A 24,694-nucleotide genomic window follows, 5' to 3' on the forward strand; every position below is an offset into this window, starting at 1 on the left:
AAGTACTCGAGGCGGGACTTGAACCCGCACGGACATTGCTGCCCACTGGATTTTAAGTCCAGCGTGTCTACCAATTCCACCACTCGAGCAGAGTATTTTTAATTGGTATACTTGAGCGAAAAACGGGATTCGAACCCGCGACCTCAACCTTGGCAAGGTTGCGCTCTACCAACTGAGCTATTTTCGCGATTTTTATGAACGTTGTAAATACAAGTTTCTACCCTTATATTTTCTTCAATGCGGATGCAAATTTAATACAATTCTTCAAAAAGCAAAGCATTTATTTGAAAAAGAATAGAATTCATTTTTTTCAGAGTTTAACTAACTCTTTCCCAGCATTCTTTTAATCTCATTTAATTTCATTAGTGCCTCTACAGGGGTAAGGGTGTCAATATCTGTTCCTAATATTTCCTCTTTGATCTCTTCCAATAATGGATCATCGAGATTAAAGAAACTCAGTTGCATATCCTGTTGGGTTGTTTTAAGTTTATCTGTCAGCTCTTCATTACTATGAGACTTTTCCAATTGTTTTAGAATCTTATTCGCTCTATGGATCACTTGCTGAGGCATACCTGCCATCTTAGCAACATGAATTCCAAAGCTATGCTGACTACCTCCGGGCTCTAATTTTCTTAAAAACAGTACATTGTCCTTGAGTTCCTTTACAGACACATTATAATTCTTAATTCTGTCAAATGTGGAGCTCATCTCGTTAAGCTCATGGTAATGTGTTGCAAATAATGTCTTAGCCCGGTGTGGATGTTCGTGGATGTATTCTGCAATAGCCCATGCTATAGAGATACCATCATAAGTGCTAGTTCCTCTACCTATTTCATCCAACAGAATTAAACTGCGTTCAGAACTGTTATTTAGTATAGACGCAGTTTCATTCATCTCTACCATAAAAGTGGATTCACCAAGAGAGATGTTGTCACTTGCACCCACGCGTGTAAAGATTTTATCAATAATTCCAATGCGCGCTTTTTCCGCAGGAACAAAACTTCCAATTTGCGCCAATAACACGATAAGCGCTGTTTGTCTCAAGATAGCAGACTTACCACTCATGTTGGGTCCAGTGATCATAATGATCTGCTGATCTTTCCTGTCTAAAAAAGTACTATTTGCAATATAGGATTCCCCAGGCTGCAATTGTTTTTCAATTACAGGGTGCCTCCCATTGACAATATCAATATCAAAACTCTCATCCAATTCGGGATGATTGTAGTTATTCTCCTGTGCGAGCTGTGCAAAGCCACATAAGCAATCCAATTGAGCAATGATAGATGCATTTTTTTGTACCTGCTCGATGTAAGAATGCATCCAAAGTATAAGCTCATTAAACAACCGAAGTTCCAGGCTTGCTATTTTTTCCTCTGCTCCTAATATTTTAGCCTCATACTCTTTTAATTCCTCGGTGATGTAACGTTCTGCATTCACTAAGGTTTGTTTTCGTATCCAATGCTCCGGAACCTTATCCTTATGAGAATTCCTTACTTCGATATAATACCCAAAAACGTTGTTACTGGCAATTTTAAGCGAACTAATTCCCGTATTTTGAGTCTCTCTTTTGAGCATATTATCCAGGTAGTCCTTTCCAGAATAAGCCAATTCACGCAATTCATCAAGTTCTTCAGAAAACCCTTCTGCAATGGTAACTCCTTTAGCGATATTGGTGGGTGCCTCGGGATGTAAGGTTTGCTCAATACGGTTGCGAAGCGCTTTACAAATATCTATTTGAGCTCCCAAAGCTTTTAAATCCTCATTTTTACTCTCATCAATAGCTTTTTTTATAGGCTCGATAGCATCCAGGGAATTTTTTAAATAAACCACTTCTCTCGGGTTTATCTTCCCGGTGGCAATTTTAGAAATCAAGCGTTCTAAATCACTGATCTGCTTTATTTGTTCCCGAAACCAGTTCCTAAGGTTTTGGTCAATTTTAAAGAAACTTACAATCTGATGCCTTCGCTTAATATCTTGGATGTTTTTAAGTGGAAGAGCCAGCCATCTCTTAAGCAATCTTCCACCCATCGGGGAAATGGTCTTATCAATCACATCTAATAAGCTAACCGCATTAGTGTGCCCAGTGTTGTAGAGCTCTAAGTTTCTAATAGTAAAACGATCCATCCACACATACTGCTCCTCTGCAATGCGTGATATAGATGTAATATGATCCAGTTTTTTATTCTGAGTCTCGGAGAGATAATACAAAATCGCGCCTGAGGCGATGATCCCGTACTTTAGTTGATCAATGCCAAATCCTTTCAGCGACTTGGTTTGAAAGTGCTCATTCAAGGTTTCATTAGCATAATCTTCTTGAAACACCCAATCCTCCACAAAAAAAGCGTGAAGTTCTTTTGTGAAGTCCGCTCTAAATTGCATTTTAAATTTCTTTGAAACCAACACCTCACTGGGAGAAAAGTTTTGAAGTAATTTAGAAATATACTCCTTAGGACCCTCAGCAGTGAGGTATTCCCCAGTGGAGATATCTAGAAAAGAAATTCCCAAATACTTTTTATCATAATGAATAGCGCAAAGGAAGTTATTGGATTTGGCAGCAAGGATATCATCGTTCAGTGCCACACCAGGGGTAACGAGTTCAGTAACTCCCCTTTTTACAATGGTTTTAGTGAGTTTAGGATCTTCTAATTGATCACAGATAGCTACCCGTTTACCAGCCTTTACTAATTTGGGTAAATACGTATTTAATGAATGATGGGGAAAGCCCGCGAGTTCCGTTCTATCACTTCCATTATTTCGGTGCGTTTGAACAATGCCCAATATTTTGGAGGTCACCACGGCATCTTCGCCAAAGGTTTCATAAAAGTCACCAACTCTAAACAATAGTAAGGCGTCAGGATACTTTGCCTTAATGCTATTGTATTGATTCATTAAAGGAGTTACTTTTTTAGTTTTATAAGCTGCCAAAATACGTTTTTTATGTTCTTTGACGAAAGTATTATTTTTTATGCTGAAATTCCATTTCTAAAGGAAGTTTTCAGTGTAATCTTCTAAAAAATCACTTTCAAAGAATTTCTTCTAATCTAGACTTCTCCTATTAATTCTCTTTTTAGAGGCCATTTGCCTTTACCGATGATATTTGGTTACTTTTGTCCTAAAATAGGAAAAATGCGAAAATTAAAGAACAGCGAGTTAAATAGACTGGAAGTAGAAGCTTTTAAAAAGGCTCCAAAAACTCCTATTGTCATAGTACTAGATAACATCAGAAGTCTAAATAATATCGGTTCTGTTTTTCGTACTGCAGATGCATTTTTAATTGAAAAGATCTACCTGTGTGGGATTACGGCCACACCACCCCATAAAGATATTCATAAAACCGCCTTGGGTGCAACAGAGAGTGTAGCGTGGGAATATATGGAGCATACTGGGGAGGTGATCGATTCTTTAAAAAACCAAGGAATAATTACCATCGCTATTGAACAGGCAGAAAATGCGACCATGTTAGATCAATTTACGGTGGATCCTTCTAGAAAATACGCCGTTGTATTTGGAAATGAAGTTAAAGGAGTGCAACAAGAAATAGTAAGTAGCACGGACCATGTTGTGGAAATACCTCAATTTGGAACGAAACACTCATTAAACATTTCGGTAAGTGCTGGGGTTGTAATCTGGGATCTGTTTTCAAAATTAGCGCGCTAAAAAAAGGGACCCGATAAACGAATCCCAGGAAATATATTAAGTAAAGTTAGCTAGTTTCCTACCATAAAATTGCCCCACGAATTAAGTGAAGATTAGGCAATAAACCAAAATATTTCTTAAATATTTCTAAAAATTCCTAAGAGGGTCTAACCGTTTTCATGGATTTTATCAATGATTAACTGATAGTGATTTTGGTGCTCAACAAAATCTAACTCAGTGACATCTATAACAATAGGGTTTATTTCCGGGTGAGACTTAATGAACTGTAAGTACGCCGAATTGATACTTTTTAAATAGCCAGGGTCAATTTGTTGTTCGTAGTGGCGACCACGCTTTTTAATATTTTCTAAAAGACGCTCATGGCTTTGAAATAAATACACATAGACATCTGGCTTGACCACCTCTTTATACATGATGTTAAAGAGTTTCCGGTACAAATCGAACTCTTCTTTTTGAAGAGTGACATTGGCAAAAATCAATGACTTAAAGATATCGTAATCACTAATCATAAAGTTATGGAAGAGGTTCGGCTTAGAAGTGTCGGCGGTAAATTGCTGATAACGATCGGCTAGAAAAGACATCTCAAGGGTAAAGGCATACCGATTTCGATCCTGATAGAATTTTGGAAGAAACGGGTTATCTGCAAACCGTTCCAAAATAAGTTGTCCGTTAAAATCCTCTGCAATTTTAGTTGCTAGTGTCGTTTTCCCAGCCCCGATATTTCCTTCAATGGCAATAAATCTATATTTAGAGAAATTGTTTTTTTTGAATTGGAGCTCATGCGTTGTTTTTACAATTGAACTTTGATCCTCGCATTGTTCCAAGAGTTCACTGACAGATTTTTTAAAAACAGGATGTATTTTTCCTGGTATGATTTCCGCCAAGGGTTCTAGGACAAAACGCCTGAGCTGCATAGCGGGATGAGGTACTGTTAGATGCTTGTTTTCTATGATATAGTCGTGGTAAAACACGATGTCGAGATCAATGGTACGCGCTGCGTAGTGCTCCGACTTGGGATCCCGAGTCCTGCCAAGAGTGGTTTCAATGCGTAGCATACAGTTTAGCAATTCTTCAGGGTTGAGAGCGGTATCAATACCTAAACAGATATTATAAAAATCATCACTTTCAAACCCCCAAGCAGGAGATTCGTATATAGAAGAACAGGAAGTAATGGTCCCTCCTTTTTCGTTTAGGAGTTCAATGGCCTTTTGCAAATTGGCTTGGCGATCACCTAAATTACTTCCTACTGACAGATATGCGCGTTTGACTAAATGTTCCACCTTGCAAAGAAACAAAAGAGGGGTCATTAAAAATGGTGCTTTGAAAAATATTTATAAACAATCGTCATATTCAGGATCGATTTAATGTGTTATAAATATTTGTTTTTTTGGTATAGGCAATTATCTTTGACTATCATTGAGAATAAAAAATATGAAGTTTTTAAGAAATTTGTTAGCGGCAATTTTAGGTACTTTAATTGCTTTTGGAATAGCGTTTATGTTTTTCCTTATAATCGCCACCATTGCAGGTAGTGCTGAACAACCCATTGTAGTAAAAGACAATTCTGTATTAGAACTTAGCTTCGATCAACCCCTAAAGGACTACGGAGGAAAATATAAGTTTACTGATTTGGATTATCAGTTTGAGGAATATAATGGGGTAAATAACGTTTTGTTTGCCATAAAAAATGCGGCTGAAGACGATAAAATAAAAGGGATTAGTATTCATAGCTCCTTTCTTACTACGGGTGCAGCAACAACTAAATCGATCAGAGATGCCATATTAGCTTTTAAGGAATCAGGCAAATTTGTCTATGCCTATGGTGATATGTATATGCAAAAAGATTATTACCTAGCCTCTGTGGCAGATTCCGTGTTTTTAAACCCCACAGGAACATTAGATTTTCGAGGACTTTCTTCTGAAGTGTTATTTTTTAAAGAGCTTCAAGAAAATTCAGGGATCAAAATGGAGGTGATCAGACATGGAAAATACAAAAGTGCTGTAGAACCCTTTTTGTCTAATACCATGAGTCCTGAAAACAGGCAACAGATTACGGAGCTCCTACTTTCCGTATGGGATACCTACCTTGAGGACATAGGACAAAGTAGATCTATGACCAAACAAGAGCTCAATACCTATGCGGATAATTTAGCCACTCGAACCCCAGCTCTTGCACTTGAAAATAACTTTGTAGATGGTCTAGTGTATATGGATCAATACATAAGTTCTATTAAACAGCAATTAGGACTTTCATCGAACCAAGATTTCAATCATATTAATATTTTAGATTATGCAGAGTACGCTTCCAAAGTCATAAAAACTAAGGAGCCTGACCGAATTGCAGTAATCTACGCTCAAGGTGAAATAGGATATGGTAAGGGAAATGACAATTATATAGGACAAGACATCATGTTTAAATCCCTTAAAAAAGCCCGTGAAGACGATCGTATTAAAGCTATTGTCCTTCGAATTAACTCACCAGGAGGAATGGCCATTACCTCAGATATCATCTGGCGAGAAATACAAGTGACAAAAGAAATAAAACCAGTGATTGTTTCTATGGGAGATCTAGCGGCCTCAGGAGGATATTATATAGCTGTAGCGGGGGATAAAATATTTGCTGAACCAAGTACCATTACAGGGTCCATAGGTGTTTTTGCTGCTTTGCCAAATGTGAGTAATTTAGCTAGCAATTGGGGGATTAATGCCGAGCAAGTTAACACCAATAAAAACGCTACCGCTTATAGTGTTTTTGAGCCAGCCTCAGAAAATTTCAAGGACTATATGAAGATGGGGATCGAGGACTTTTATCAAACCTTTTTAAAGAAAGTAGCACAAGGCAGATCTATGACCATCTCAGAGGTGGATGCTGTAGCCCAAGGTCGTGTTTGGACTGGAGAGCAAGCCGTAGAAAAAGGATTGGTAGATGAAATTGGCGGTCTTGACCAAGCTATTGCTTATGCCGCTAGTTCAACTGGGATAAGTTCTTATAGTATTGAAAACTATCCCGTTTATGAGACTTCCATTGAAGAACTCCTTAGAGGTTTGTCTGGTTTTGGCTTTGCAGAAACCAAAGAAGCACTTCTAAAAGAAGAGCTCGGAGAGGAGTTTTATAAGGTAATGCAACAATTAAAAGCAGTGGGTACAAAAAAAGGAGTCCAAGCAAGACTACCTTTTGAGATCAACATCCATTAGTAGCATGACAAAGCATCATTTCGATTTAAAAAATTAGTTTCTAATGACAACGGGAATCAAAGAGCTTTCAAGGGCCGCATGGTCTAAGGAAGCTCTATTTGATTTGATATTACCCAATGTAGGAACACCGCTTTTAAAATTTTGTAAATAGTAAACGCCCTTGTAGGACTTTTGATTTAAAAATCCACTCATCGATAAGATATCAGCTGAGGTAAGTAGGCTCTGATGTACGGTAGTTCGGACCTCAAAAGGTATATCATAAAAGAGAAGAAGATCTAGTGAAGCTGAGAACTCCTCAAAGAAACGACCACCTGTAATAGCAATTTCTTTTTCAGGCATAGCCTTGAAATCAAGGGCGACATAGTCGATTAATGTATCCTCAAGTAAAGTTTGAAGCACCTTAGGTTTGCTACCATTGGTGTCTACTTTTACTAAAAATCCTAACTGTTTAACAGCGGCGATAAATTCTATAAAATAAGGATGCATGGTACATTCACCGCCACTCATTACCACCCCATTTAATAAACCTATCCGTGTTTTTAGAAATCCTAGGGCATCGTTATACCTTAAGGAACCTTTGCCTAAAACGATATCAGGGTTATAACAATATAAGCACCTCATGTTACAACCGCTAAACCAAAAAATACAGGCAGGATGCCCTGGGAAATCGAGTAGGGTAAAGGGGGTAATTGAATAAATATTTTTAGCAGTTCTCTTTAAAATGTGTACGTTGCTTGTGTTCACCTTTCTTTCCAATATTAAAACTTTCAACAGGTCTGTGGTATCCCATTACACGGGTATACACCAAACACTTAGTTCTTAATTCATTGAGTTGGTCTAAATCTTGTTGTGCGATTGGTTTCATTTTGTTTGAAATTTTAAGGTCTGATTCCTCTCAGACGGTTGATATATTTAGTTTATGAAATTAAATTAGCCTGGGCCTTATCAGTTTAACTGGTCAAGACCTGCGATTCATGTTCCATAGTATCCAAGAGCTCCTTATCACAATGTGGACAATATTCATGCTCCCCATTGAGGTACCCATGAACAGGACAAATACTAAAAACAGGGGTGACAGTGATATAAGGAAGTTTAAATTTTGTCAGAACTGTTTTTACAAATCTTCTGCATGACTCCGCGGAACTGATTTTCTCATTCATATATAGGTGAAGCACCGTTCCACCAGTATACTTGCATTGTAACTCATCCTGCATTAGGAGGGCTTCAAATGGATCCTCCGTGTAATCAACAGGCAGTTGTGAGCTATTAGTGTAATAGGGGTTTTTAGGTGTTCCAGCCTGTATAATATTCGGATATCGCTTTAGATCCTCCTTTGCAAACCTGTAGGTAGTCCCTTCTGCCGGGGTAGCCTCAAGATTATACAAATTTCCAGTATCTTCTTGAAAAGTTTTTAGGCGTTTTCGTATATGGTCGAGGATTTCTATGGCCATATCATGCCCGGAATTATCTGTTAGATCATGACGATCCCTTGTAAAGTTTCGTACCATTTCATTCATCCCGTTCACGCCAATGGTGGAAAAATGATTTCTAAAATGTGTTAGGTATCGACTGGTATAGGGATATAAGCCCCGATCAAACATCTGTTGAATAAAGACCCGTTTTTTCTCTAAAGTTGACTTGGCCAGATCCAGTAAATGATCCATAGCCTGATAAAGTGCTTCTTTCTTTCCAGGGTAAAGAAAACCTAATCTAGCCATATTTAGGGTGACTACACCAAGACTACCAGTCATTTCTGCACTTCCAAAAAGACCATTACCGCGCTTTAATAATTCACGAAGATCCAGTTGAAGTCTACAACACATGCTCCTTACAGCGTTGGGAGCATAGGCCTCTGGATTTGGAACACGCACACCTTTATCGTTGATTATATACTGGCTTCCTATAAAATTTTGGAAGTAAGAGGATCCTATCTTTGCAGTGTTCTCAAACAAGATATCCGTATTAGGGCCATACCAATCAAAATCTTCAGTAATATTCACTGTTGGTATAGGGAAGGTGAATGGCTGTCCAGAAGCATCTCCTTCGGTCATTACTTGATAATAAGCCCTATTAATTAGTTGCATTTCCTGACTAAAATGTTCATACCGTAACTTGGTCAGTTCATCTACACCTCTTTTTTTGGCTAGCACTAACAATTGTTGGTCATTCACCCCTTCAAACAGATGCTTTCCTTGGCGTGTAGGAATTTGTGTTTTTAAATCCTCAGGCACCACCCAATCCAAGGTAATGTTCGTAAAGGGGGATTGTCCCCAACGCGCAGGAACGTTGAGGTTATATACAAAGCTGCGAATGGCCTTTAGGATCTGGTCAAAGTTAAGTTGGTCCTTAAAAACATAGGGTGCTAAATAAGTGTCAAAGGAACTGAAGGCCTGTGCTCCAGCCCATTCGCTTTGTAAGATCCCCAAAAAGTTTGCCATTTGACCCAAGGCTTCTCTAAGGTGATTTGGTGGACGACTCTCTACGCGACCACGAACACCATTAAACCCCTCATCCAGTAGCACTCTTAAACTCCAACCAGCGCAGTATCCAGTTAAACAATCCAAATCGTGAATATGCAAATCACCGCAACGGTGCGCCTGTCCCTCTATTTTGGAGTAAACTCGATCCAACCAATAGTTCGCGATTAACTTGCCCGCAGCATTGTTGACAAGGCCTGCATTGGAGTAGGAGGTGTTTGCATTGGCATTAATTCTCCAATCGGTTTGTTCGATATACTCTGCCACCGCCTGCGAACTGTCTACATAGGTGGTAAAGGGATTAAATCCCTCGCTGTGTTCCCGCTGCATTTTACGGGTATATCGGTAAAGTGTAAAAGATCGCAATACTTCAAAGTAACCAGCGTCAAAAAGCTCCCGTTCAATGGCATCTTGAATATCTTCCACAGATAGGACGGATTTATGTTCAATTTTACGCATCAAACGATTGTAGAGCTGGGTATCGGTAGTCTGTTGAACGCTACTAAAGGCTTTATCCAAAGCGATGAGTATTTTATAACCTTCTAAAGGCACATAGGCGCCTGACCTTTTAACAACTACGTTTTTCATGAGATTCTTTCTGTTGAGTTACCGTTAGTATGGTGCTGGTTAGACAAATTTATAAATAATAAGACTATTTTGTCCGATTTTATAAAATACTAATTAACAATCTACTATCAACTTTAGTTGAAAACGATATTAACAGTTAAACCCCTATTTTGTTCATAAGTTCGTAGAACCTATATTATCACCGTTCTAGCAGCAAATCTAAATGAAAAAAACAGCACAACATCGCATAAAATTGGTGGCCGATAGTTATCTGAAATAAGCGAAATATATAAGCGATTTATATCCGAATCCAAGATTAGGGGGTTGGATTAATCAATACCAGAACTAATCTGTAGCTGGATTCTATGCGTATATAAGATGAAAACATTAAACTTTTATTAAATTCTTGTGTAGTGTAGGGGAAATGCTGCAAATTTGTGTAAACACATAATGAACCCCCCAAAAAAGTAATAAAATGAAAAAGATACTTAAAATCTCTATTATAATAATCGCAGTGATGGTTGCTTTATTGCTGATCGCCCCATTTTTATTTGAGGGGAAAATCATCAAAATTGTGAAACACACCGTAAATGAGAACATTAATGCAAAATTTGAATTTGAGGATGCAGATATCAGTTTAGTTCGCAATTTCCCGAATGTTTCTGTAGGGATAGATCAGTTGAGTGTCATTAACAATGCCCCTTTTCAAGGAGATACCCTAGTGTATGCTGATAAAGCTCGTTTAAGTGTACCCTTTATGCAACTGTTCAACAAAGCTGGAGAGCCTTATAGTATCAATAGTTTTGAAATTGATGGCGCGGTGGTAAATATACTAACTGATGCCGATGGGAATGTTAATTACAACATAGCCAAAGAGTCAGAAAATAAAAGTCCTTCTACACCACAAGAACAAGAAAGTGCTTCAACTTCCCAAGGCGATCAAGCCATTTCGTTCTCTGTGGAGCGATATGAGATTACAGATTCTAAGATAACATATTACGATCAACCTGGAAAGATGTATTTTGAACTCGATGAGCTGAATCATTCAGGCCAGGGAGATCTATCCACTAGCATATCGGAGCTGGACACTCAAACTTCTACCCTGATATCATTTGAAATGGATAGTGTCAATTACTTGGATAAGAATCCGCTGAAGCTTGATGCAGTGATCGGTGTGGATTTAGATCAGAATAAATACACCTTTCTAGATAACAAGGCTATTATCAATCAACTCGAATTGGTTTTTGATGGTTTTGTACAAGTCAATGAGGATAACCAACAAGTGGATATTAACTTTAAAACACCTTCCACGGATTTTAAAAACTTTTTAGCTGTTATTCCAAAGCAATACTCAAAGGATATTTCCAAAGTAGAAACCACTGGTGATTTTAGTGTTATAGGAGAATTAAGCGGTATCATTGACCAAGATCATATTCCGACTTTTGATATTTCGATAGCCTCGGATAATGCCTCATTTAAGTACCCCGATCTACCACAAACGGTTAAAAATATCAATATAGATGCTAGATTAGCCAATCAGACAGGGATTCTAGAAAATACCTTTGTGGCAATTAATACGTTGAATTTTCAAATTGCACAGGATATCTTTAGTGCACAGGCACAAATAAAAAACATCATGGCTAATCCATTAGTGGATGCAGCCCTAGAGGGGAGAATCAATCTTGCGAATCTTTCCCAAGCGTATCCCTTTGATTTAGAAGTGCCTTTAAAAGGGATTTTGGATGCTAATATAAACACCACTTTTGATATGAACTCTATTGAAAAGGGTCACTATCAAAATACCAAAAATAATGGAAGCCTAGCTTTAAAAGGCTTTGAGTACACCTCTGAAGAATTTAAAAATCCTGTAGCGATTGATAACGCTTCAATGACATTCTCTGCAGGGGATGTAACGCTTAATAGTTTTATGGCTAAGACAGGACAAACTGACCTTTCTGCTACAGGGACCATTGAGAATTTGTTGGGGTATATGTTTAACAAAGAAACCTTAAAAGGAAACTTTGACTTAAATTCCAACACGTTCGCTATTAACGATTTTATGATGGTCTCTAACGATGAAGAAAGTGCATCGGAGTCCAAAACACAAACTAAGAATACTCCAAAAACTGAACAACCTTCAGGACAAAGCGGTGAAGAGGAGATAAAAATCCCATCTTTTTTAGATGCGACTATTAATGCCAAGGCCAACAAAGTTATCTATGATAACTTGACTTTAAATGATGTCTCTGGGACCTTGGTGGTACGGGATGAGGCGGTATCATTAAAGAACGTGACCTCTAGTATATTTGGTGGTTCCCTAGCCTTAAATGGGGCTGTTTCGACCAAAGAATCAGTACCTGAATTTAATTTAGATCTTGGGATGAATAACTTTAGCATTGCGCAATCATTCCAAGGCTTGGAAATTTTACAGGCTATTGTGCCCATTGCTGATGCGCTGACTGGAACTTTAAATTCTTCCTTCGATATAAAAGGAACTTTAAATTCGGATTTTACGCCTAACCTATTGTCGATCTCAGGTAATGCCTTAGCCGAGGCAATAATTAATGGAGTTGATCCTGAGAAAGGAAAACTTCTAAGCGTATTAAGTCAAAAGATTGATTTTTTAAACGCCACGCAGGAGCAACCCAGAGATGTGAAGGCGGCACTTTCATTTGATAATGGAAAAGTCAATGTAAAACCGTTCTCCTTCAAGGTGCAAGATATCGATGTAAATGTTGTTGGATCTCATGGATTTGATAAATCCATGGCCTATAATATTAGCTTTGATGTTCCTGCAAAATATCTCGGAGAGGATGTTTCTAAACTTTTAGCGCAATTAAATGATCCAGAGGCAGAAAATTTGGGGGTGCCAGTCACCGCAACCATAGGCGGCTCGTATAATAATCCTACAATCTCTACAGACCTTGGGTCGATGGTCAGTGAGTTTAGTAAAAAACTTGTCGAACAGCAAAAGCAAAAGCTTCTCAGTAAAGGAAGTGATAAAATTAAAGAAGCCTTGGGGGGTATTTTAGGAGGTGATAAAGCAACCGACAGTATCACAACTGCCACAAGCGACTCTGTACAACCTTCAAAAAACGACCAGATTAAAAACACAGCTGGAAAGCTCCTTCAGGGTCTTTTAGGCAAAAAAGAGAAGGATACGGCGAACTAAGAAAATAATAAAGTGTTGAACATCTACAATTTAAAGGTGTTGGGATGCTTGAGGGCGTTGGTGGTCTAAATAATTTAATTATTTGGATATTAATAAGAATATTTAAAGGACAGTAGATTTTAATACTGTCCTTTTTAACATTCAAACAAACCAACCAATACCACCCATGCCAAAGTCTTTTTTTGTTCTAATGCTATTGCTTATGTGTTTGTCCCTTCAGGTAAGGGCGCAAACCAACCCTCCAAAAACTTACACAGCCTATAAGGTGAATCGTCCAGTGGAAATTGATGGCTTAGCAAAGGAAAAATCGTGGAGTGATGCTCCATGGTCAAGTGATTTTGTAGCTATTAAAGGTAAAAAGAAGCCTCTTTATAATACGCGGTTTAAAATGCTTTGGGATGCGCAGTATCTCTATGTTTATGCAAATATAGAGGAACCTCACATTTGGGGTACCTTAAAAAAGCGCGATACCATCATTTTTTACAATAATGATTTTGAAATGTTTATCGATCCCGATGGAGATACTCATAATTATATAGAACTTGAAATTAATGCCCTAAATACCGTATGGGATCTGTTTTTAACCAAACCTTATCGAGAGGGGGGAAAGATTTTGGACAACTGGGATATAAAAGGTCTTATTTCCGCGGTAAGCTATAAGGGCACTTTAAATGATCCATCGGATGTTGATACCTCTTGGAGTTTAGAGATGGCCATTCCTTGGGAATCACTAACAGAAGCAGGAGATTCGATCCCAGCAAATAACTTTTGGCGGATCAATTTCTCTAGGGTACAATGGCAATTTGATTTAGAGCAAAAAAGATACCAGCGAAAGAGAGACTCCGCGGGCAATTACCTAGATGAATGCAATTGGGTCTGGTCGCCTCAAGGCGTGGTTAATATGCACGAACCCGAGCATTGGGGTTATGTGTATTTTTCAACAATTCTGGTATCTAAACACAAACACCATGATTTTGAAATCCCTATGGATGAAAACATAAAATGGAAAATGTACCAGCTTTATAGAACTCAAAAATCCTATTACCACGTGCACCAGCGATGGGCAGCTAGTATATCGGATTTAACCTTTGAATCCTTAACGGTAGATGGGGTGCTTTTAAAACCACAATTACAGCTACACGATACAGGATATAACATTACTATTCAGAGTCCTTTTACTTCTAATATATTAACCCTTCGAGAAGATGGATATTTTACAACTAAAACAATTCATTAAAATTCACCAAATTATGAAAACAAGCCGCCTATTGTATTTACTAATCGCCTTGGTGCTACTTGGATGCCAAGACAAGCAATCTAAACCCTCTCAAGAGATGCCTGCTCAAGAGGAAGGTCTCACCGATCTGATAGCATTTAAATATTGGACTTGGATCACTGCAGATGAGAAACGAAGTGACTCCTCTTATGTGGCAGAATTTTTAAATTATAAAAATCATGGCATTGATGCGGTACTTATTAATACTCATACAGATCCACAGATATTAGAAAGGCTTACCCCGCTTGCAAAGGCACAAGGACTGGAAGTGCATGCATGGATTATGGCGATGAATCGTCCAGGAGATTCAGTAGCCTTGCAGCATCCAGAGTGGTATGCGGTAAGTAGGGATGGAAACTCTTGCTTTAACAAAAGGCCTTATGTGGAGTACTACCAATGGCTCTGTCCGACTAGAAAACCAGCCAGGGAGCATGTATTGAATCTAGTGGAACAATTGGCCAAGGTAGAGGGGATTGAAACAGTCCATTTGGATTACATACGGTACTCTGACATTTTCCTCCCCGTTGGACTATTGCCCAAATATGACTTAACGCAAGACTCGGAACTTCCCGAATTTGATTTTTGCTATTGTGATGTGTGCGTCGAGGAGTTTGAGAAAATTCACCATAAAAACCCACGTAATTTTACCAATCCTGCCATTGATATGGAATGGAAGCAATTTCGATTGAACAAAATTAAAGCAGTGGTAGAGGATGCCTATGATATAGTGCATAAACATGGAAAGAAATTGAGTGCTGCGGTATTTCCATATCCCGAGATGGCCGATCATATGGTTCGTCAGCGATGGGATAAATGGAATATCGATATGGTACTTCCGATGATCTATCACAATTTCTATAATGAAGAAATTGATTGGATTGGATATGCCACAAAACAAGGGGTAGCTGATCTTAAAGGAAAACCAACAGAATTACATACAGGAATTTTCGTACCTCCAATGAGCGCTCAAGAGATAGAACAAGCTATAAAGCTCGCCAAAGAAAATGGAGCCAACGGGATTTCTTTTTTCGATGGGAGTGCTTTAACGCAGCAACAGCTTTCTGCTATAAAAACATCCCGTAATTAAAACATTTCACATCTAGCAGATTTAAATCTCAATGATACTTTCCAGTGATGCCTGAAATAAAAGTGAAATTAACCTTAAATAATTTTAAATCAGCCTAAAAAGTAACCTCTGATAATCCCTTATTTTATCTTTACTAAAACCTTTTATGAGAAATTGAAATGGCTTTGTGTGGCATTTGTTGTCGTTTGTTTTCAAAGCACTGCAGTTGGTCGAAATAATTTAGAAATTGTTAAGTATTTTTTAACATTTATATAGATTATATTATCCTTATTTTTATAAGGCTAGCAACAATTAAATATAAAAACTAACTAAAAACTTCAATTTTATGCGTAAGAGACTTTTATTTTTTACGATGTTTTCTTGGCTGTTATTCAGTATTCAGCTCAATGCTCAACAACGAAGCATTTCTGGTACAGTTACAAGTCAAGAGGATGGTCTTCCCCTACCTGGTGCTACAGTAGCAATTAAAGGAACAAATATGGGGACTTCGACGGATTTTGATGGTAACTTTACCCTAGACCAGGTGTCAGAACAGGCTGTTTTAGTGATTTCTATGATAGGGTTTAGCACGCAGGAAGTTTCTGTAGCGGGTAGAAATTCCTTTACAATTTCCCTTAGCGCAGATACCCAACAACTTGAAGAGGTGGTGGTCACCTCCTTAGGTCTTACAAGAAAACGTAAATCATTAGGATATTCCGTTACGGAGGTTGATGGAGAAAGTGTATCCTTAGTGAAGGAATCCAACGTTGCCAGTTCACTTGCTGGTAAGGTTGCTGGAGTGGTGGTCTCTAAATCTACCTCTGGTGTTGGAGGTGGAACAAGGGTTGTCATTCGAGGGAACAATTCCATTACTGGAAACAACCAACCGCTTTATGTGGTTGATGGAGTTCCTATAGACAACACCGCACTACAGTCCTCTAATGGTTCAGAGTATTCCATCCCAGATATGGGAAATGGAATTTCTGATATTAACCCAGATGATATCGCAAGTATGTCGATCTTAAAAGGTCCGAATGCGGCTGCTTTATATGGATCCAGAGCCAGTAATGGGGTGATTATTATCACTACCAAAAGTGGGCGACCTACCAAGGGCTTGGGAATTTCTTATACCTCGAGTGTTACCTTCGAATCGCCTTTGGTATTGCCAAAATACCAAAATGAATATGGTAGGGGAACCGATGGTAATTTTCCACAAATTGATCAATCGGCAGATTTAAATACACGCGTTAGCACTGTAAAGAGTCACAGTTCGTGGGGACCGCGTTTTGATGGATCTATGCGGCTGGCGTATAACGGACAGATGCGACCTTATCAGGCGCAACCTAACAACGTGAAAGACTTTTTTGAAACAGGGTCAAGTTATGTGAATAATATCTCTTTAACGGCAGGATCTGATAAAGCGACGGTGTTTTTCTCCTACACGAATTCGGATTTAGAATCCATTTTACCGAACTCCTCGGTAAGTCGTAATAATTTTAACTTACGAGGGACCGCAAATCTTTCTGACAAACTATCGCTGGATGCGAAAGTGACCTATTTTAAGCAAGAAGCCAATAACAGACCAGCACAAGGTACCGAAGGGGTTGTTGCTTATATTTGGCCACTGGTTAGAAATGTCAATATCAACGACCTAAAGACCTATCAAAACCTAAGCAATCCGTTAGATCCAACGCAACCTTATGCAGTGGTTGCCCCGACATCCAACGGAGGAAATCCTTATTGGATGTTACACAACGATCACAATGCGGATTTTAGGACACGGATTACGGGATTTGCGAAACTAAACTATCAAATCAACGATTGGCTTTCTGCATTTGCACGAGTAGGGACCGATGCGGTTTCGGTAGAAGCAGAAGGCTATGAGGCTACTGGACATCACTTTTTTTACGATGGAAGAATTCGCTTTAGTCAAAATGACAATACAGAGACGAATTATGATTTCTTATTAATGTTCAACAAGGAAATCGGTTCTAAGTTTAATATTAGTGCTAATGCTGGTGGTAACATGAGACACTCCACTTATAAATCAAATGGAACCAACGGCTACGATTTTAAAATTCCTGGACGCTATTTCTTAGATAATACCGATGGGACTCAGTTAACTGCTTTTCAAACTGATAAAATTGAAAAACGCGTCAATTCCTTATATGGATCTGCTTCATTTTCATACAATGATATGGTATATTTGGATGTGACTGCTAGAAACGACTGGTCTTCTACATTACCAGTGGAAAATCAATCATATTTTTATTCTTCCGCCAGTGTGAGTGTATTGCTCAATGAGATATTTAATCTAGACAATGCGAACATCGACCTGCTAAAATTGAAGGCAAGTACGGCAAGTGTAGGTAATGACACGGATTCTCAGCAGATCGTTAATGTTTTTAAAGTAGCAGCAAATGGCTACCTTGGAAATACGCAGATCACCCGTCAAAATATTAAGTTTAGTGAAAGTCTTAAACCTGAAGATGTAAGCTCTCATGAGGTTGGTCTAGAATTACAGGCATTTAAGAATCGATTTTATGCTGACTTTGCGTATTACCAAATCAGCAGTAAGGATTTAATTTTTGATGTCCCAGTAGATCCAGGAACAGGTTATGGGTTCTTTAGAGAGAATGTCGGAGAGATTACCAACAAAGGGTTTGAAATATTAGTAGGCGGAACCCCAGTTGACAATGCCAATTTCACATGGAGTACTTCAGTGAACTTGTCGAAAAATGAAAATGAATTGGTAAGTCTTATCGATGGACAGGACAATTTCACATTTAGTTCTAGTAATAGCGGAATTGTTGATGTACGAGCCGAAGTCGGAGGTGGTTATGGTGATATTTACACCACAGACTGGCTTCGAAACGACGCTGGTGAACTTATTTTGACTGCGGAAGGTCGACCTCAAGCAACCGCAGAGCGTATTAAGATGGGTAACTATCAACCTGATTACACTGGAGGATTCACCAATACATTCCGATATAAGGATTTTACCTTAAATGCGCTAGTGGATTTCAGGATAGGAGGAGAGGTATTCTCAGCAACTGATGCAGGCCTAGACGCTAGTGGTGTTTCCAAGCGCTCCTTACAATACAGAGAAGATGGCGTGGTTGTGCCTGGGGTAATTGATGATGGAGCGGGTAATTTCTCGCCGAATTCAATTCGAATTTCTGCTCAGGATTATTGGGGATCAGTCAGTGGAGTTGGTTCCGAGTATGTCTTTTCACAAACCAATGTACGTTTGAGAGAATTGAGTTTAACCTATAACTTACCAGCAAAATTCTTAGATAGGAGCTTCTTTACGGATCTCTCCCTAAGCGTGGTAGGTCGTAACCTATTCTTCTTCTACAAGGAGGCTGACAACTTTGATCCTGAATCTTCTTACTCTACCACCAACCTAGGGCAAGGAGTATTGTATTACGCACTTCCTACTACAAAAAGTATAGGACTTAGTTTAAATGTAAAATTTTAAAGTTGTACCGATGAAAAAAATATCATATATAACAGTCCTTTTAAGCCTCCTTATTGCAGTGGGTTGTACAAAGGATTTTGAAGAAATTAACAGAGACCCTCAGGGATTTAGTTCAGATGAGGTGAGTGCTAAGTACTTTTTAACCAGTTCCCAGGTAGGTTTATATGCCCCAGGTAGGTTTGAGTATTGGAGAGCACATTTAATCCATGCGGACCGTTTTGCGGGGCATTTTAATTTTGGTTTTAATCAATGCTGGTGGGCCGATGAATTAAGCTATAGTTACGATGTAAGTTATACAGATGCGGCCTATGGTTGGCTGGCTGGTTATTTTGGAAATATTAAATCCTTCGCAGACTTTACCAAAGAAGGTGGAGAATTTGAAAACCAGTACATGTATGCCATGTCTTTGATAATGAAAAGTTTATATTTCCAGATGTACACCGATACCTTCGGAATGGTTCCTTTTTCTGAAGCTGGGGTGGAAGGTATCTTAACGCCAAAATACGACGCACAGATCGATATCTATAAAGGGATTATTGCGGATTTGGATCAGGCAATGGCTATTATTGGTGATGCGGAACGTACTGGTTTAGGAATTGATGATGTGGGTGAAAATGATGTGTATTGTGGTGGTGATCTTCAACTTTGGAAAACCATGGCTAATAGCTTAAAACTTCGTTTAGGGATGAGAGCTTTAGGTGCTCCTGGGGCTGATTTTGCCGAGGCAACCATCACAGAGGCATTAAGCAAGCCTCTTTTAGATGAGGTAACTGGAAGTGTGACCATGAGTAAGGATTTTGTAATCAGTGAGTGGACCTCTTCATCCTACGGGGATGTTTGGCATGATTTCGGCGGATTAGGATCTAAGTGGACTGTAAGTGAGGAGCTTATAAACATGTTAGACGATCATAATGATCCGCGTCTTGCCATCTACGCCAATCCAGCACCTGGAGGATCTTTTGTGTTTACCAATATAAAGGAAGGGGGATCGTATACTGATCCAAATTACCAAGAACGCGTTGATTTTATCGAATCTACTTTAATTAAAGCACAAGCAGATTATACTTTAACTCAAGATGGAGATGATATTATAATTGATGTTCCCGCAGGACAGTATATCGGTCAACCTATTCGTTTTAATGCTGATATTATGCCCTATGTTCGTTATGAGATGTTCAGTACCCCTGGTGATGCCATCATACAGCCACGTGGGGAGAAGGCTACTGGATATCCTGAAATTATCCTAAGTAGTGCAGAGTCTTATTTTTTACAAGCTGAAGCAGTTGTACGTGGTCTTACATCAGGAGACGCACAAGATCTTATGGAAAAAGGAATTATAGAGGCTATGAAACTATGGGATATCTCAGAAGGGGATGCGAATAACTACATTTCAACCAGTGCCCTGGCAGATATTTCCGTGGGTACAATGGAGGAAAAATTAGAAAAAATCGCCTTACAACGCTGGCTGGCAAGCTACACTGATGGTTTTGAAGCCTGGGCTATCGTACGGGATACTGGATATCCTTCTGGTTTGGCTGCAGGGGTTTCAAATCCTGTAATCTTTGGACTTGGTACTCTTAATGGGGATTACCCACAACGACTTCGTTATGGATCCGGGGCCCAAGCGAATCCGAATTACGCCCAGGCCGTAGGTCAACAGGGTCCAGATACACAAGGTACCAAATTGTGGTGGGCAAAATAAAGCGAAAGTTTGAGTTTAGATTGTTAAAGGGGTCGTTCTAAGGAACGGCCCTTTTTGTTGATTACCTGATAATTGTCATTTTTTGCTCCACTGGAATTTGCTAATTTTATAGGATTAAAATGCTAGGAAAATGAGTGGAAGTCTAATTCAAAAGTACAACGTTCCAGGACCGCGCTACACAAGCTATCCGACGGTTCCCTATTGGGATTCAACAACCTTCGATTCGAAAAAGTGGAAAACATCTGTTAAATGCGCTTTTGATGAAAATCAAAAGGAACTAAGTCTATATATCCATTTGCCATTTTGTGAGAGCCTCTGTACGTTTTGTGGATGTCATAAACGCATCACCAAAAGGCATGAAGTGGAAACACCCTATATCGAATCTTTGCTAAAAGAATGGCAGTTGTATGTTAACCTTTTTAAGGACACTCCTGTTGTAAAGGAAATTCACCTAGGAGGAGGCACGCCTACCTTCTTTTCCCCTGAAAACCTAAAGGAGCTCATTGATGGAATTTTTAAAATAGCCAAGCGTGGACAAGATGTGGAATTCAGTTTCGAAGGACACCCTAACAATACAAAAAGGGACCACCTCCAGGTATTATTTGACCTTGGCTTCAGACGAGTGAGTTATGGGGTTCAAGATTACAATCCGCGCGTTCAAAAGGCGATCAATAGAATACAGCCCTTTGAAAACGTGGAAAGGGTCACCGAACAATCCAGAGAAATAGGCTATACCTCGGTAAGTCATGATCTTATTTTTGGACTTCCTTTCCAACGAAAAGAACATATTTTAGATAACATCGTAAAGACTGCTAAACTATTGCCTGATAGGATTGCTTTTTATAGTTACGCACATGTTCCTTGGATTAAAGGAAATGGTCAAAGAGGTTTTGATGAAAAAGACATTCCAAATGGAGATGAGAAACGAGAACTCTACGAATTAGGGAAAAAACTATTGGCCGATGCTGGGTATGAGGAAATTGGAATGGACCACTTTGCCCTTAAAACCGATTCTATGTACATCGCTATGAAACAGGGAAGTTTGCATAGAAATTTTATGGGATACACCATGCAAAACACCAGTTTAATGATTGGTTTAGGGGTTTCAAGTATTAGCGATAGTTGGTCGGCGTTTGCTCAAAACGAAAAAGACATCAATACTTATAAAGATTTAGTTAATCAAGGAGAAATACCAGTTTTTAAAGGTCATGTATTATCCAATCACGATTTGGTTCTTAGAAAGCATATTCTAAATCTAATGTGTCAATTTCAAACTAGCTGGCAGGATAATGCCATGAAGTTTGCGGAGTTAGACGAAGTTATAGACTCCTTGCAGGAATTAGAAAATGACGGACTGCTTCATTTTATAAACCAAGGGATACAAGTGACTGATCTGGGCAGAGCGTTTATCCGTAATATCTGTATGGCATTTGATGTGTACCTTCGCAAAAATAAACCTGAAACACAGTTGTTTTCCTTGACGGTATAAAAGGCGCTAAAGAACATTGGTTATGGTACGATGCAGTTTGGATCAGCTTTGATAAAGAGTTGTAGATTCGAAGGTGATATATAAGGTATTCCAAGACCCATACCACGCATAACAAATAATAGTCCGATAACAACTACAGCCACTGGTATAGCTTTGGTTATTTTTTGCCTCATGGAAACCGATAGGAAATTACCTAAGTAGGCCGCTGTGGTCATTAGAGGTATCGTACCCACACCGAAAAGAAGCATATACAAGCCACTCTGCAGGGGACTGGCAAATGCCAAAGCTCCGAAGAGTCCCATATATACCATACCACAAGGTAGAAGACCGTTTAAAAGGCCGATGGAAAATAGGGCTGAGGTCCTATTTTTCTTTAATTGTTTTCCAAGAGCCGTTTTGGCTCTAGACATCCATGAGAAACTCCATTGTGATATCTTGCTTTTTTGAAGAAATTTCATGGGAATAAGCACTGCTAAAATCATCAAAATACCAATAGCAATCGATAAGCGCTGTTGCATATCCGCTACAAAAAGCCCTTTCCCGAACCATCCGAATAAGACACCGAGGGCTCCATAGGTTAACAAGCGTCCAAAGTGATACAGGAAAATCTGAGCTAGCTTTTTGGCGGGACTTTGATGATCCAATGGTAGCAAAAATGCAATTGGACCGCACATCCCTACGCAGTGCAGACTTCCTAATAACCCCAATAGCAGACCAGAAAATATCACTGTAACATCAATTTTGTTTTGAAATAATATGGTTGCTGGTTCGCCTGCCAGTTTATCTCTACATCCCAACGCCCTTCCACAAGGTACTTAGAGGGTATGAGCATTTGTGATTGCTCAAGATTTATGGCTGTGGTAAAGTCCAGTTTTTTATTTGAAGGATTGTACATATACACAGAGCCTTTGATCTGTTCATCATGTAAATTATCAGGAAAACGAATCAATAGCCCTTCAGAAAGCTGTTTTACCTTAATACTGTAGTCCATCGCAGCTGCTGCTGCAGCATTGTCAATTTTCTGTTGTAACTCAAGTTCTTTTTTGTAATAATCTTCGGTTACCAAGTCATGTTGGTAAATCTCATTGGTGTTCATTTTAATAACTAAGAAGCCTATAAAGCTTATAAACATGACAAAGGCTATAACGATTCCTGTCCCCCAGTTGAATTTCATACGGTTATTTTTTAATTACTAAAACTTCTAGGCCCTAAGAAGGTGGTGGTGGTTGTTTCAATTAAAGCATCACCATTATAGACTCCTATTTTTACCTTATTCTTATCATAATCCAGCAAGGCTTTGTCGATCTCAATAAAGAGAGTGCCTTCAGCAAGTCCTTCTTTATCGATTTTAAAACTGCTGTTGCCGACAGTGGAGATCTTTCCTTTAGGTTCAATCAGTTCAAAGCGAACGCTGTCAATGGCATTCACTGTTTTGTTAATTACCTTATAAGTGTACACATTACTGATGGTAAATTCTCCTTTTTCTTGATACAACTGACCTGGAAGTCTCAAAATGGAAGCTTCCACATCATTTCTTAAAAATAGCATACCGATTAATAAACCGGTTAAAATGATCAATACAGCGGAGTATCCTTTAAGTCTTGGCGTGAATTTAAAAGGCATTTTTTTCTCAATGTTCTCCTCACTTGCATAGCGAATAAGCCCTCTTGGATAATTGACCTTGTCCATGATATCATCACAGGCATCGATGCAAGCCGTACAATTCACGCATTCTAATTGTGTTCCGTTTCGAATATCAATTCCAGTAGGGCAAACATTGACGCATTGCATACAGTCAATACAATCCCCATATCCTAAAGCACCACGATCTTCATTTTTTTTGTATTTTTTTCGACCGTTTTCACGTTCCCCACGCTTGTGATCATAGGCCACAACGATTGATTTGGTGTCTAGTAAAACACCCTGTAAACGACCATATGGGCACGCAATGATACATACCTGTTCACGAAACCAAGCAAAAACAAAATAGAACACCGCGGTAAAAATCAGCAGCGAGATAAAAGTGGAAAGGTGGTTTAAAGGATTACTTTGTACATATTGAATCAGTGTATCGCTTGAGATTAAGTAAGCCAAAAATACATTGGCAATGAGGAAGGAAATAATAAAGAAGATGATCCATTTCAGGACTCTTTTACGGATCTTTTCAGCATCCCATTTTTGTCTGCTCAACCTTATTTGGGCTCCCCGATCCCCCTCAATCCAGTACTCGATCCTTCTAAAGACCATTTCCATAAAGATCGTTTGAGGACATATCCATCCACAAAAGATCCTCCCAAATGCGGCTGTGAAAAATCCAATAAAGACTACCCCTATGACCATCGATAATACAAATAGATAAAAATCCTGAGGCCAGAAAGGAAAACCAAAAATATTAAACCGACGCTCTACGATATTAAATAACAAGAATTGATCGCCGTTGATCTTTACAAAGGGAGCGGTAATTAGGAATAGCAACAGTGCATAACTGACATATTTTCGGTAGGTATAAAATTTTCCAGAAGGTTTTTTAGGATAAACCCAAGCTCTTTTCCCTTCTTCATTGATGGTTCCTATGGTGTCCCTAAAACTTTCTTTTTCTGTGCTCATCTCAT

General features: G+C 38.9%; 16 protein-coding genes and 2 tRNA genes. 8 read left to right on the forward strand and 10 right to left on the reverse strand.

Annotation, left to right across the window (positions count from 1 at the left end; genetic code table 11):
• Positions 1–3: 3 nt before the first annotated feature.
• The 3 genes from VKY50_RS05955 to mutS all read right to left on the reverse strand — a co-directional run bounded on the left by VKY50_RS05955 (position 4) and on the right by mutS (position 2,889).
• Positions 4–89 (reverse strand) — tRNA-Leu (locus VKY50_RS05955).
• Positions 90–114: 25 nt separating this feature from the next.
• Positions 115–187: transfer RNA gene (locus VKY50_RS05960), tRNA-Gly, on the reverse strand.
• 134 nt (positions 188–321) lie between these two features.
• Positions 322–2,889, reverse strand: coding sequence for a DNA mismatch repair protein MutS (mutS, locus tag VKY50_RS05965; RefSeq protein WP_324299964.1), 2,568 nt, complete (start codon positions 2,887–2,889; stop codon positions 322–324).
• Between the two features lie 237 nt (positions 2,890–3,126).
• On the opposite strand from mutS, the gene VKY50_RS05970 reads away from it, so the two are divergent.
• Positions 3,127–3,657: an RNA methyltransferase gene (locus VKY50_RS05970; protein ID WP_324299864.1), complete on the forward strand. Its 531-nt coding sequence runs from the start codon at positions 3,127–3,129 to the stop codon at positions 3,655–3,657.
• 146 nt (positions 3,658–3,803) lie between these two features.
• Here VKY50_RS05970 and folK read toward each other — a convergent pair whose 3' ends face one another.
• Positions 3,804–4,964 carry a 2-amino-4-hydroxy-6-hydroxymethyldihydropteridine diphosphokinase gene (gene folK, locus VKY50_RS05975; protein WP_324299866.1) on the reverse strand — a complete coding sequence of 387 codons (1,161 nt, stop codon included), beginning with the start codon at positions 4,962–4,964 and terminating at the stop codon, positions 3,804–3,806.
• Positions 4,965–5,088: 124 nt separating this feature from the next.
• Between folK and sppA the strand changes: the two genes are divergently transcribed.
• Positions 5,089–6,852 carry a signal peptide peptidase SppA gene (gene sppA / locus VKY50_RS05980; RefSeq protein WP_324299868.1) on the forward strand — a complete coding sequence of 588 codons (1,764 nt, stop codon included), beginning with the start codon at positions 5,089–5,091 and terminating at the stop codon, positions 6,850–6,852.
• A gap of 33 nt (positions 6,853–6,885) precedes the next feature.
• Here sppA and VKY50_RS05985 read toward each other — a convergent pair whose 3' ends face one another.
• The 3 genes from VKY50_RS05985 to VKY50_RS05995 all read right to left on the reverse strand — a co-directional run bounded on the left by VKY50_RS05985 (position 6,886) and on the right by VKY50_RS05995 (position 9,917).
• Positions 6,886–7,596: an anaerobic ribonucleoside-triphosphate reductase activating protein gene (locus VKY50_RS05985; protein WP_324299870.1), complete on the reverse strand. Its 711-nt coding sequence runs from the start codon at positions 7,594–7,596 to the stop codon at positions 6,886–6,888.
• Positions 7,556–7,717 (reverse strand): anaerobic ribonucleoside-triphosphate reductase, encoded by a 162-nt coding sequence (nrdD, locus tag VKY50_RS05990; protein WP_324299872.1) that lies wholly within the window; start codon positions 7,715–7,717, stop codon positions 7,556–7,558. Before nrdD ends, VKY50_RS05985 begins: the two co-directional genes overlap by 41 nt.
• A gap of 85 nt (positions 7,718–7,802) precedes the next feature.
• Positions 7,803–9,917, reverse strand: a complete 2,115-nt coding sequence (locus tag VKY50_RS05995; RefSeq protein ID WP_324299874.1) for a ribonucleoside triphosphate reductase — start codon at positions 9,915–9,917, stop codon at positions 7,803–7,805.
• A 454-nt stretch (positions 9,918–10,371) separates the two neighbouring features.
• On the opposite strand from VKY50_RS05995, the gene VKY50_RS06000 reads away from it, so the two are divergent.
• The 6 genes from VKY50_RS06000 to hemN all read left to right on the forward strand — a co-directional run bounded on the left by VKY50_RS06000 (position 10,372) and on the right by hemN (position 22,082).
• Positions 10,372–13,068, forward strand: coding sequence for an AsmA-like C-terminal region-containing protein (locus tag VKY50_RS06000; RefSeq protein WP_324299876.1), 2,697 nt, complete (start codon positions 10,372–10,374; stop codon positions 13,066–13,068).
• A gap of 166 nt (positions 13,069–13,234) precedes the next feature.
• A complete protein-coding gene (locus VKY50_RS06005; RefSeq protein WP_324299878.1) occupies positions 13,235–14,305 on the forward strand; it encodes a carbohydrate-binding family 9-like protein in 1,071 nt (356 codons plus the stop codon).
• 13 nt (positions 14,306–14,318) lie between these two features.
• Positions 14,319–15,431 (forward strand): putative glycoside hydrolase, encoded by a 1,113-nt coding sequence (locus tag VKY50_RS06010; RefSeq protein WP_324299880.1) that lies wholly within the window; start codon positions 14,319–14,321, stop codon positions 15,429–15,431.
• Between the two features lie 325 nt (positions 15,432–15,756).
• On the forward strand, positions 15,757–18,891 hold the full coding sequence (locus VKY50_RS06015; protein WP_324299882.1) for a SusC/RagA family TonB-linked outer membrane protein: 3,135 nt from the start codon (positions 15,757–15,759) through the stop codon (positions 18,889–18,891).
• Positions 18,892–18,901: 10 nt separating this feature from the next.
• Entirely contained in the window at positions 18,902–20,593 is a 1,692-nt protein-coding gene (locus VKY50_RS06020) for a SusD/RagB family nutrient-binding outer membrane lipoprotein (RefSeq protein WP_324299884.1), read from the forward strand.
• Positions 20,594–20,723: 130 nt separating this feature from the next.
• Positions 20,724–22,082, forward strand: coding sequence for an oxygen-independent coproporphyrinogen III oxidase (gene hemN, locus VKY50_RS06025; RefSeq protein WP_324299886.1), 1,359 nt, complete (start codon positions 20,724–20,726; stop codon positions 22,080–22,082).
• Positions 22,083–22,102: 20 nt separating this feature from the next.
• On the opposite strand, the gene VKY50_RS06030 is transcribed toward hemN, so the two are convergent.
• Genes VKY50_RS06030 through ccoG form a run of 3 tightly spaced genes read right to left on the reverse strand, consistent with a single transcriptional unit; the run spans position 22,103 to position 24,689 of the window.
• Positions 22,103–22,810, reverse strand: a complete 708-nt coding sequence (locus VKY50_RS06030) for a sulfite exporter TauE/SafE family protein (protein ID WP_324299888.1) — start codon at positions 22,808–22,810, stop codon at positions 22,103–22,105.
• On the reverse strand, positions 22,807–23,256 hold the full coding sequence (locus VKY50_RS06035) for a FixH family protein (protein WP_324299890.1): 450 nt from the start codon (positions 23,254–23,256) through the stop codon (positions 22,807–22,809). Before VKY50_RS06035 ends, VKY50_RS06030 begins: the two co-directional genes overlap by 4 nt.
• Before the next feature lie 11 nt (positions 23,257–23,267).
• A complete protein-coding gene (ccoG, locus tag VKY50_RS06040) occupies positions 23,268–24,689 on the reverse strand; it encodes a cytochrome c oxidase accessory protein CcoG (RefSeq protein ID WP_324299892.1) in 1,422 nt (473 codons plus the stop codon).
• Between the last annotated feature and the right edge of the window lie 5 nt (positions 24,690–24,694).

This window comes from Galbibacter sp., assembly GCF_035306585.1.
GTDB lineage: Bacteria > Bacteroidota > Bacteroidia > Flavobacteriales > Flavobacteriaceae > Galbibacter.

Coding starts and splice junctions, on each gene's coding strand:
- VKY50_RS06020 (WP_324299884.1), top strand. CDS start 18,902: ATGAAAAAAATATCATATATAACAGTCCTTTTAAGCCTCCTTATTGCA.
- VKY50_RS05970 (WP_324299864.1), top strand. CDS start 3,127: ATGCGAAAATTAAAGAACAGCGAGTTAAATAGACTGGAAGTAGAAGCT.
- VKY50_RS06005 (WP_324299878.1), top strand. CDS start 13,235: ATGCCAAAGTCTTTTTTTGTTCTAATGCTATTGCTTATGTGTTTGTCC.
- nrdD (WP_324299872.1), bottom strand. CDS start 7,717: ATGAAACCAATCGCACAACAAGATTTAGACCAACTCAATGAATTAAGA.
- VKY50_RS06000 (WP_324299876.1), top strand. CDS start 10,372: ATGAAAAAGATACTTAAAATCTCTATTATAATAATCGCAGTGATGGTT.
- ccoG (WP_324299892.1), bottom strand. CDS start 24,689: ATGAGCACAGAAAAAGAAAGTTTTAGGGACACCATAGGAACCATCAAT.
- sppA (WP_324299868.1), top strand. CDS start 5,089: ATGAAGTTTTTAAGAAATTTGTTAGCGGCAATTTTAGGTACTTTAATT.
- VKY50_RS06010 (WP_324299880.1), top strand. CDS start 14,319: ATGAAAACAAGCCGCCTATTGTATTTACTAATCGCCTTGGTGCTACTT.
- hemN (WP_324299886.1), top strand. CDS start 20,724: ATGAGTGGAAGTCTAATTCAAAAGTACAACGTTCCAGGACCGCGCTAC.
- mutS (WP_324299964.1), bottom strand. CDS start 2,889: ATGAATCAATACAATAGCATTAAGGCAAAGTATCCTGACGCCTTACTA.
- VKY50_RS05995 (WP_324299874.1), bottom strand. CDS start 9,917: ATGAAAAACGTAGTTGTTAAAAGGTCAGGCGCCTATGTGCCTTTAGAA.
- folK (WP_324299866.1), bottom strand. CDS start 4,964: ATGACCCCTCTTTTGTTTCTTTGCAAGGTGGAACATTTAGTCAAACGC.
- VKY50_RS06015 (WP_324299882.1), top strand. CDS start 15,757: ATGCGTAAGAGACTTTTATTTTTTACGATGTTTTCTTGGCTGTTATTC.
- VKY50_RS06035 (WP_324299890.1), bottom strand. CDS start 23,256: ATGAAATTCAACTGGGGGACAGGAATCGTTATAGCCTTTGTCATGTTT.